The 8,815-nt window shown below is 57.3% G+C and carries 7 protein-coding genes and 1 tRNA gene; 3 read left to right on the plus strand and 5 right to left on the minus strand.

Annotation, left to right across the window (positions count from 1 at the left end):
- Nucleotides 1-72: 72 nt before the first annotated feature.
- Nucleotides 73-321 (plus strand): hypothetical protein, encoded by a 249-nt coding sequence (locus E1H13_RS25580; RefSeq protein ID WP_169617798.1) that lies wholly within the window; start codon nucleotides 73-75, stop codon nucleotides 319-321.
- A gap of 213 nt (nucleotides 322-534) precedes the next feature.
- Here the strand turns inward: E1H13_RS25580 and E1H13_RS25585 are convergent, their stop codons facing one another.
- The 3 genes from E1H13_RS25585 to dnaK are packed head-to-tail and all read right to left on the minus strand — an operon-like array spanning nucleotide 535 to nucleotide 5,170.
- Complete coding sequence (locus E1H13_RS25585; protein ID WP_169617799.1) at nucleotides 535-1,413, minus strand: alpha/beta hydrolase; 879 nt, start codon at nucleotides 1,411-1,413, stop codon at nucleotides 535-537.
- 23 nt (nucleotides 1,414-1,436) lie between these two features.
- Nucleotides 1,437-2,426, minus strand: coding sequence for a J domain-containing protein (locus tag E1H13_RS25590; RefSeq protein WP_169617800.1), 990 nt, complete (start codon nucleotides 2,424-2,426; stop codon nucleotides 1,437-1,439).
- Between the two features lie 59 nt (nucleotides 2,427-2,485).
- Nucleotides 2,486-5,170 carry a molecular chaperone DnaK gene (gene dnaK, locus E1H13_RS25595; protein ID WP_169617801.1) on the minus strand — a complete coding sequence of 895 codons (2,685 nt, stop codon included), beginning with the start codon at nucleotides 5,168-5,170 and terminating at the stop codon, nucleotides 2,486-2,488.
- 465 nt (nucleotides 5,171-5,635) lie between these two features.
- On the opposite strand from dnaK, the gene E1H13_RS25600 reads away from it, so the two are divergent.
- A tRNA-Leu gene (locus E1H13_RS25600) sits at nucleotides 5,636-5,718 on the plus strand.
- Nucleotides 5,719-5,733: 15 nt separating this feature from the next.
- On the opposite strand, the gene E1H13_RS25605 is transcribed toward E1H13_RS25600, so the two are convergent.
- The gene (locus tag E1H13_RS25605; protein ID WP_169617802.1) at nucleotides 5,734-6,621 is read right to left on the minus strand and encodes a type II CAAX endopeptidase family protein; all 888 of its coding nucleotides are present in this window, start codon (nucleotides 6,619-6,621) and stop codon (nucleotides 5,734-5,736) included.
- Complete coding sequence (gene fabG, locus E1H13_RS25610) at nucleotides 6,608-7,303, minus strand: 3-oxoacyl-ACP reductase FabG (RefSeq protein WP_169617803.1); 696 nt, start codon at nucleotides 7,301-7,303, stop codon at nucleotides 6,608-6,610. Before fabG ends, E1H13_RS25605 begins: the two co-directional genes overlap by 14 nt.
- 209 nt (nucleotides 7,304-7,512) lie before the next feature.
- On the opposite strand from fabG, the gene E1H13_RS25615 reads away from it, so the two are divergent.
- A complete protein-coding gene (locus E1H13_RS25615) occupies nucleotides 7,513-8,709 on the plus strand; it encodes an adenylate/guanylate cyclase domain-containing protein (protein WP_169617804.1) in 1,197 nt (398 codons plus the stop codon).
- The last annotated feature ends 106 nt before the right edge of the window (nucleotides 8,710-8,815 follow it).

Genomic DNA, 8,815 nt, shown 5'->3' on the forward strand with positions numbered 1-8,815 from the left:
ACTGGCCTCCGTTTCATCACCTCTGAAAGTATGCCGTCTTAATTCCTAATGTGACACTTCAAAGGGCGGAATGTGGGGTCCAGTAACCAGGCGGTGGAATTGGGGAACGAGGGAACGGCCCCCCTCTGCGCCCTGGTGAGGGATAACCGCAGCGTTGACACAGCCAATTTTGACGCCAATCTATTCACCGCTGGAGGGGCCACCCTACAGGTTGTCGATTTGCCCCAACTCAATGCCCAGAACAATGACACCTTTACCCAGGTCAACAACGCTGGGGCGACTGTCGGGCAAACCGGTGTGGCCCCCTGCCCTAGCCTGTAGCAGAATCCCCTTTCTTTCTTCTTTCTTCTTTCTTCTTTCTTCTTTCTTCTTTCTTCTTTCTTCTTTCTTCTGCCTTTCTACCCTAGTGGACTGTCAACTCTAAGTTTGTAGGTTGGGTGGCGCGTCAGCAGAACCCAACAAAGCTGACTGCTGTTGGGTTCCACTACGTTCCACCCAACCTACGGGGACTTCATTTTTGGCCTTGACGCTGCACTAGCCCTCCACCAGCACAGAGCGCAGCAGATCCGCCACCACCGCTGGATATTCCAGATGGGGCAACACCCCGGAGTCGGGCACGGTATGCACCGTTTTCACCGCCTCAGGGTTGAGACTAGCCAGCCGCTGGGCCACGGCCACCGGGGTGAACCGCGACTTTTCCCCGAGCACCACCGTGGTGGGGGTGGTCAACTGTCCGATATAGCGGGCCAGGTCAAAGCTGATGGCCCCATTCAGGGAGGCCAGGGCGGTGTACTCGGCGTTGGGCTGCTGGGTGCCCGCCAGATAGGCCTGCACCATATCTGGGGTAATGCGGCTGGGGTCGGCAAACAGGAAATTGGCTAGAAAAAACCGGACGGCCAGTTCATTGGCGGCTCCCAGCTGATACAACAGCCGATCGATGCCGGGGGTACTGGCTAATAAGGCCGGTAGACTGATTCGAAAGTCGCGGCCGAAGTCACTATTGCCCGACGGGGACACCAGGAACAGCCGCTTAAATAAATCAGGTCGCTGGCAGGCTAGCCGAATCACCACCCCGGCGGTCAGGGAGGTGGCCACCACCGTGGTCGGTGGCTGGGTTAGCGCCTCCAGCAGCTGGCTGATCATCTCGAAGTAGTCCTCGACGCTGTAGGCTCGCACTGGATGGGTGGACTGGCCCCAACCAATCAGGTCAGGGGCAATCACCGGGTAGGTGTCCCCGAGCAACCCATACACCTTGGACCATTCAAAGGCAGACGAACCACCCCCCAGGCTGTGCAAAAACACGACCGGGTTACCCCCGGGCCGGTTAACGTCACATTGGGTGTAGTAGGCCATGATCCCCAGATCTAGAGCCAGGGCTTTTTGGGTGAAGCCAGCGGGTTGGAAATTCAGCATAATTGCCTCACTTATCGCCTCACTTATCGGTCGTCCAGCAAATTGGCCCTAGGGGTAAAGCGTTCCATCTGGCGCAGTTCTTCATAGAGGGCCTTCTCGCGATCGCTGATCATCGTCGGCACCACCACCTCCAGTTCCACAATCTGGTCGCCCCGCCGATCTTGGCCGATAGGATATCCGCGCCCGGCCAGTTGAATTACCTGTCCAGTTTGGGCGCCCTGGGGCAAGGGGGTCCGCACCAGGCCATCCAGAGTGGGAATCTCGATGGTGCTGCCCAGGGCGGCTTCGCTGGGGGTAATGGGCAGCTGACAGTACACATCATTGCCCCGCAGGCTAAAGAAGGGATGGGGGTCTACCTCAATCCGCAAATAGAGGTTGCCGCCGCCAATCCCCTGCCCCCGCAGGCGAATGCGCTGGCCAGTCACCATACCGGCGGGCATGTTTACCTCTAAGGAACGGCCATCCTCCAGGCGGATGCGTTCGCGCCCGCCGGTAAAGGCCTTTTCTAGGGGAATGGTGAGGTCAGCTTCAGCGTCGCGCCTGCTTGAGGTGGGGGAGGCGCGGTAGCCAGGGGCTGTGCTTGGGGTGGTCGTGGTCTGGGAGTAGGTGCTGACGTTAGACTCCCCCTGGCGGCGGGCCGTGGGTTTGCGGTTCAGCAGTTGGTCGATGAACTTATTAAAGTCAGGAAACTCGCCAAAGCCGAAGTCTTCTAAGGAAATGCGAGTACCAGTTTTGGTCTCGGGGGTAGGGGTCGTGACGGTAAACGGTGTATCTTGAAACCCCTTTTGCTTCCAATACTGGCTGAATTGCTCGTACTGCGATCGCCGTTCCCCGTCAGAGAGAACTTCATAGGCTTCCCCCACCAGCTTGAACTGTTCCTCGGCAGCCCGATCCCCAGGGTTGAGGTCGGGGTGGTATTGCCGGGCTAGCCGCCGATAGGCGTGCTTAATCTCAGGCGCAGTGGCTTCTCTGGAAACTCCCAGAATCTCGTAGTAGTTCCGAAAGTTCTGCATTGCGGTCCGTTACGTTGCGGTGCTCTGGGGGTGTTGCTCTGGGAGCGTTGCTTTGGGGGTTAGAACCACTCGTCATCATCCCAACTGGTTTGGGGACTGGGGCGGCGAGTCTCGGGAGGGGTCCGATTCTCTGGCGGGGTGGGGCGACGGCGGGGTGGTCCACTGTCCCGAGGTGCAGCCCCAGGAGCCTGAGGGCTGGCGGGCTGAGCCCAGGGGTCGTCGTTCCAGTCATCATCGAGAGGTGGTGCTGGTGGGGGGGCAGATGGGTAGCCCTGATTGGGATTCTGGCGAGGAGTTGGCTGCCTATAGTCGGTTCTGCCGTAGGTGGGGTCAGGGGTGTGGCTGCGGTCGTAATCCTGGCGGTCGTAATCCTGGCGATCGTAATCCTGGCGATCGTAGCCCTGCTGGCCATAGCCCTGGTTAGGGTAACCCTGATTCCCGTAACCCTGGCCGTAGCTGCTTTGCTCTGCTCTGGGGCTGCCGTAGCGATCGTAGGGATCGCTGGTGGGTTCACCTCGACCAGCGTCGCGGGGAGCTGCACCGGATGTCGGGGGCTGGCGATCGCCATAGCCAGACGGGCCATAGCCAGGCTGGTCATAGCCAGCATCAGCACGACTATCGTAGCCCCGGCGTCCATAGCCTGGGTTGCTGTAAACGCCACTGTCGTAGGGATCGCTACCATAGGCTGGCTGGCTGCCATAGCCAGATTGATCATAGGCTGGCTGACCATAAGCTGGCTGACCATAGGCCGATTGCCCGTAAGTTTGTCCGCCCCGACTGTCATAGTCCCAGTCATCGTCCCAACTACCCCAGGAACCACTCTGGTAGCCATAATTGGGGCGAGCATCCAGATCATCGTCAAAGGCAAAGGTTTTCTTTAGGGTGTCGCCAATTTGGCCCAGGATGCCCCCCTCTCGTTCCTCGTCGGCTTCGTAGAGGTAGGCCTCCCGGTTCAGGTCATAGAGTTCGTCCTGTAATTCCGCCTGGGCAATGTCAATGCCCCGCTCGTCGCTCTGCTCCAGGTAGTCGCGCAGCTCTTGCACCAGTCCTTCGATGCGGCGGCGGCGATCGCGGGCAAACTGCATGCCAAAGTCTAGGGCTACCTCCCGCAGCAGGCGCTCTGCCTGAAAGGTAAGGGCCTCAGCTCGGTTGCGCTTCTCTACCCGTTCCCGCTGTAGACGGTCGGTTTCAGCGTACTCTTCCGCCTCCTCGATCATCCGCTGTACTTCGCTTTCATCCAGGTTGGCCGCCCCCTGCACGGTCAGGCTCTGCTCGCGACCCGTGGTTTTATCCATGGCCGACACCTGCAAAATACCGTTGGCGTCAATGTCAAAGGACACCAGCACCTGGGGTACCCCCCGGGGGGCCGGTGGAATTCCCATCAGCTTGAACCGCCCCAGGGATTTGTTGTCCATCCCCATTTCCCGCTCCCCCTGGAGCACATGGATTTCCACAGAGGTCTGGTTATTTTCAGAGGTGGAGAAAATATCGGAGCGGCGCACTGGAATGGTGGTGTTGCGGGGAATCACCTTTTTCATCACGCCACCGATGGTTTCTAGGCCCAACGACAAGGAGGTGACATCCAGCAGCATGATGTCCTGCACTTCCTGGGTGATGATGCCCGCTTGCACAGCAGCCCCGACCGCCACCGCTTCATCCGGGTTGACGTTCTGACTCGGTTCTAAGCCAATCAGCGATCGCACCAAATCCTGCACCATGGGCATCCGGCTGGCCCCGCCCACCAGCACCACCTCATCGATGTCATTGGGGGTAAGGTTGGCGTCGCTCAGGGCTTGCTTCAGAGGAGCCCGTAACCCACTGACCAAATCGCCACAGAGGCTTTCAAACTGGGAACGGCTGAGGCGAGTTTCGATATGTTTAGGGCCATCGGCCGTGGCGGTGATAAAGGGGAGGCTAATGTCTGTGGTAGCTACCCCAGTCAGCTCAATTTTGGCCTTTTCAGCCGCCTCCGTTAGCCGCTGTAGGGCCTGGCGGTCTTTGCGTAGATCAATCCCCTCCTGCTCCAGAAACTGCTCCGCTAGCCAGTCGACAATTTTGGTATCAAAGTTGGTGCCCCCCAACTGGGTATCCCCAGAGGTGGACCGCACCTCAAATACCCCATCCCCCACATCCAGGATGGATACGTCAAACGTGCCACCCCCCAGGTCAAACACCAGAATGGTTTGGTTGCGAGCTTGATCGAGGCCGTAGGCCAGGGCGGCGGCCGTGGGCTCATTCAAAATGCGTTTTACATCCAAACCGGCAATGCGACCAGCATTACGGGTAGCCTGGCGTTGGGCGTCATTAAAGTAAGCTGGCACCGTAATCACGGCACCGGTCACGGGCTGCCCTAGATAGCGGCTGGCCTCGTCTGCCAGCTTGCGCAACACCATGGCCGAAATCTCTTCCGGGGCAAAGTCTTTTTCCAGGCGGGGGCAGCGAACTTTGACATTGCCAGCTTCGTCCCGGCGGATGGTGTAGGGTACCCGCTTCGAGGACGGCTCCAGCTCAGCATACTTACGGCCCACATAGCGTTTGACACCGTAGAAGGTGTTTTGGGGATTCAGTACCGCCTGCCGTCGGGCCAGTTGCCCCACCAGGCGTTCCCCTTCCTTGCTAAAGGCCACGACAGACGGAGTGGTGCGCATGCCCTCCACGTTGGCAATCACCACCGGTTTGCCACCTTCCATGACCGAAACAACTGAGTTGGTGGTCCCCAGGTCGATGCCAACTACTTTACCCATTCCCTTTGGCGTCTCCTTCCTTTGTCTGCGTGCTCACCTGTGTGCGTGCTCACCTGGGCGCGGATGCGCCCATGGCCACAACCCAGGTGCTAGGTGCTAGCTTCCAAACTACCACCGGGGGGGCGTCACATTTGCCGCTATGCTTACATCTTTCTTAATGATAATCGGTCAAGGGCTAGGGTGAACGACTCAAGCTTTACAAACCCCTGGCCCTGGCCCCTAAATCCCTCACCAGCACGGCCTGGCAGGCATTGGCCACAGGCGCTAGGAAATTTGTCCCACGTTGAGTTGATTAGTACTGGCTGGCAGAAATTTGACTATAAATTTGACTATCTTGGTTGAGGGTATCAGGTCTGAGGTGTCAGGTATCAGGAAGGGTCGGCCGACTTACCCAAGAGAATTTGTCCCACGTTGCGCTGATCGCCCCCTAATACTTCGAATCTTTGCTATACTCAAGAGCCGAACGCGGATGTGGCGGAATTGGTAGACGCGCTAGATTTAGGTTCTAGTGTCCTCGTGACGTGAAGGTTCAAGTCCTTTCATCCGCATATTAAATAGGAGCACTAGCTGCGTGGGGCTTGGTTGGCAAAGTAGGGCAACGGCGTATTGGGTTGGGGCCAATGGTAAAAGACATAGCGCAATACCCAAGGGGCCGACACCAGTAAGCAAAGCACCCCCAACCACCAGCTGGCTCGAAATTCCGCCAATGTGTTAATCGCTAAATCCTCTGGCGCGGTCAGGGCGGTCAGTAATTCAAACCCAGAGGCGATCGCATTATTAATGGCATGGGCCACAATCGGGACGATCAGCGATCGCGTACTCAGGTAGAGAAGGGCCATCACCACTCCAAACACAAACAGCCCGATTAAGTTAGCGTGCAGGAGACCAAACAGCACCGAGGTCAAAAAAATGGCCGCCCCAACGCCCCACTTGGTGCCCCAACGATGCAGCAGCACCCCCCGAAAGATAAACTCTTCGGTAATGGGAGCTACCACCACCACTGAAAATAGCATCAGCCCGTTGTATAACCGAGGGGAAGCGGCCTGTTCTGCCGAGAGCAGTAACGATTGTTGTAGGCTGGCTTCTACCCAGGTGGGAGCTACTAGGGATAAGGCCAGGTAGGACAACTGAAACGCCCCCAGGGAAAATAAAAACACCCCTACCACTAACCACAGCAATTGCAGCCAGGCCAGTTGGTGGGGCCAGGGGCCTAGGAGATAGCTCAACCTCAGGGGGGGACGGCGGGATACCAGCCAGATGGACAGACAGAGGCTGCTAAACACTAAGCTGTACAGGACTGGGGCAAAAATTGGGTCATCGGCGGCCCATGGAATTAACTCCAACCCACCCAGGGTGCCGAACACAAGTGCTAACCCCAGGGCAATGGCAAAAAAGACCACGACCACCAAACGGGCTTTAAGGGCAATAAACGGGTTTTCAAACGTTGCCATAGACCGGAATTGCCGCTCCTCGAACATCTCTGGCAGCGGCTGAAGCCAGAAAGCAAATCACCTCAGCTAACGACTCAGGGGTTACCCATTGATCCACATTCTCAGTGCCCATGGCGTCACGATTGGCAGGGGTGTCGATCACGCTCGGTAGCACTACATTAGCCGTGATATTTGTGCCCTGGGTTTCAGCGGCGATCGATTTAGTCAGGGCCACCACCGCTGCCTTAGCGGCACAGTAGGCAGCCAATTGAGCCGATGGTTCTACAGCCCCTCGGGAGCCAACGGTGACAATGCGACCATAGTTTTGGGCCTGCATTTTTTTAAGGCCATGCTTGCACACCAGAAACGTGGTGTTGACGTTCAGGTCAAAGGCCTGTTTCCAGTCTCGGTAGGCAAAGTCGGCGGTGTCTCCCATGGAAAACCCGCCCACCAGGTGTATCAGTCCATCCAGACGGGGAATATCGTGAATCAAGGAAATTACCGTTGCCTCATCCAGTAAGTCTGCCCGTACCAGTCGTAGCCGTTCCAGACTAGCAGCGGGTAGGGTAGATTGCAGGCGATCGCGATCGGTGTCTTTGCGGTAGGGCACCACTACGGTTGCGCCTCGCTCCAAGGCTGTTTGGGTAACCGCCGTACCGAGGCCGCCCGCACCGCCTGTAATCAAGATTTGGTTACCATCCATAGGTTATTGAGTTGCTCAGCAACAGGGTTATATGCAGTCGTCTGCATTTTTCTAGCATTAAACACCGTAGACCAACATGCCCCTAAAGCCAGAGATATCCTCTGGCGCCGTCCGGATGCCTCTAGACCTGCTGAGAAGATGAAAAAAGACGACACAGCAAAACGTTTGGGGCAAGCTATAACTGAGGCACATTTTTGTTTCAGGGGCTCATGACCGATTCTGTATCGGGTTTGGGGACAGTATTACTCGTCAACTATGGTTCAGAGCCATTGGCGGATTGGGTCAACGCTCTGGAGACCTCTGGCTTTGCGGTGTCCCAGTTAGGGGGCGAATCGCTGACCCTGGCCAATATTCTCAGTTCCCGTACTGAACTCGTCATCATCTATACCTACGGCTTTGCGGCTCAAGGACTGGACCTATGTCGTCAACTCCAGCAGCAAGCCGCCAGTCGCCTACTGCCGGTGATCGTCATCAGCCCGGTCGATCACTTACCTGACCGCCTACAGGCCTTTGACGTCGGTGTGGCAGACTGCATCAGGGCCGACCTGTGGATCGAAGAAATTGTGGCTCGCATGCGGGTGCAGGTAATGACCTATCGGCGGCAATTGCGCCTGCAAGTCCAAGCGCAGCGAGCCGTATTGGCGGGCAGCTCAAGTCGGCTGTTGACCGATTTACAGGGAGCCCTGCGGCGACAGGCACAACTGCTGCAAGCTCAGAATCAAAAGCTTCAGCAAGAGATGCAGGAGCGGGAACAGGCCCAACAGGCCCTGCGGATTGAGCAGCAAAAGTCAGAACAGTTATTGCTGAATATTCTGCCTAAGGCCATTGTTGACAAGCTCAAGCAGCTAGAAGGCTCCCTGGCCGAACGATTTGATGATGTCACCATTTTATTTGCTGACATCGTCAACTTTACCCCCCTGGCCGCCCAGGTGGGACCGCTCGATTTAGTGAACTGGTTGAATCAGATCTTCTCGGCCTTCGATCGCCTGGCTGAGCAATACCACTTAGAAAAAATTAAGACCATCGGCGATGCCTACATGGTGGTCGGGGGGCTGCCGGTGCCTACCCACGATCACGCTGAAGCGATGATGGAAATGGCGATCGCGATGCAGGAAACCGCCGACCGAATGGCCCGCACCGATGGCCAAACGTTTCAGCTGCGCATTGGCATTAATACTGGAGCGGTGGTGGCTGGGGTGATTGGCATCAAAAAATTTAGCTATGACCTCTGGGGCGATGCGGTCAACATCGCCAGTCGGATGGAGTCCCAGGGGATGCCAGGCAAAATTCAGGTGACTGAAGCCACCTACCAGCGGGTCAAGCATCGTTATCAGTTTTGTCCGTCGGCCCCAGTGATGGTGAAGGGGCATGGGGATTTGGCAACGTACCAGTATGTGGGGAGGTGAGGAGGTGGGGAGGTGGGGAGATGGGGAGATGGGGAGATGGGGAGGTGGGGAGGTGAGGAGGTGGGGAGGTGAGGAGGTGGGGAGATCGGAAGAGCCCACGTCTGAA

The organism is Nodosilinea sp. P-1105 (assembly GCF_012911975.1).
Classification (GTDB): domain Bacteria; phylum Cyanobacteriota; class Cyanobacteriia; order Phormidesmidales; family Phormidesmidaceae; genus Nodosilinea.

Excerpts from the sequence above, each read along its gene's own strand:
- E1H13_RS25590 (WP_169617800.1), bottom strand. The coding sequence starts at position 2,426 with ATGCAGAACTTTCGGAACTACTACGAGATTCTGGGAGTTTCCAGAGAA.
- E1H13_RS25615 (WP_169617804.1), top strand. The coding sequence starts at position 7,513 with ATGACCGATTCTGTATCGGGTTTGGGGACAGTATTACTCGTCAACTAT.
- E1H13_RS25605 (WP_169617802.1), bottom strand. The coding sequence starts at position 6,621 with ATGGCAACGTTTGAAAACCCGTTTATTGCCCTTAAAGCCCGTTTGGTG.
- E1H13_RS25585 (WP_169617799.1), bottom strand. The coding sequence starts at position 1,413 with ATGCTGAATTTCCAACCCGCTGGCTTCACCCAAAAAGCCCTGGCTCTA.
- fabG (WP_169617803.1), bottom strand. The coding sequence starts at position 7,303 with ATGGATGGTAACCAAATCTTGATTACAGGCGGTGCGGGCGGCCTCGGT.
- dnaK (WP_169617801.1), bottom strand. The coding sequence starts at position 5,170 with ATGGGTAAAGTAGTTGGCATCGACCTGGGGACCACCAACTCAGTTGTT.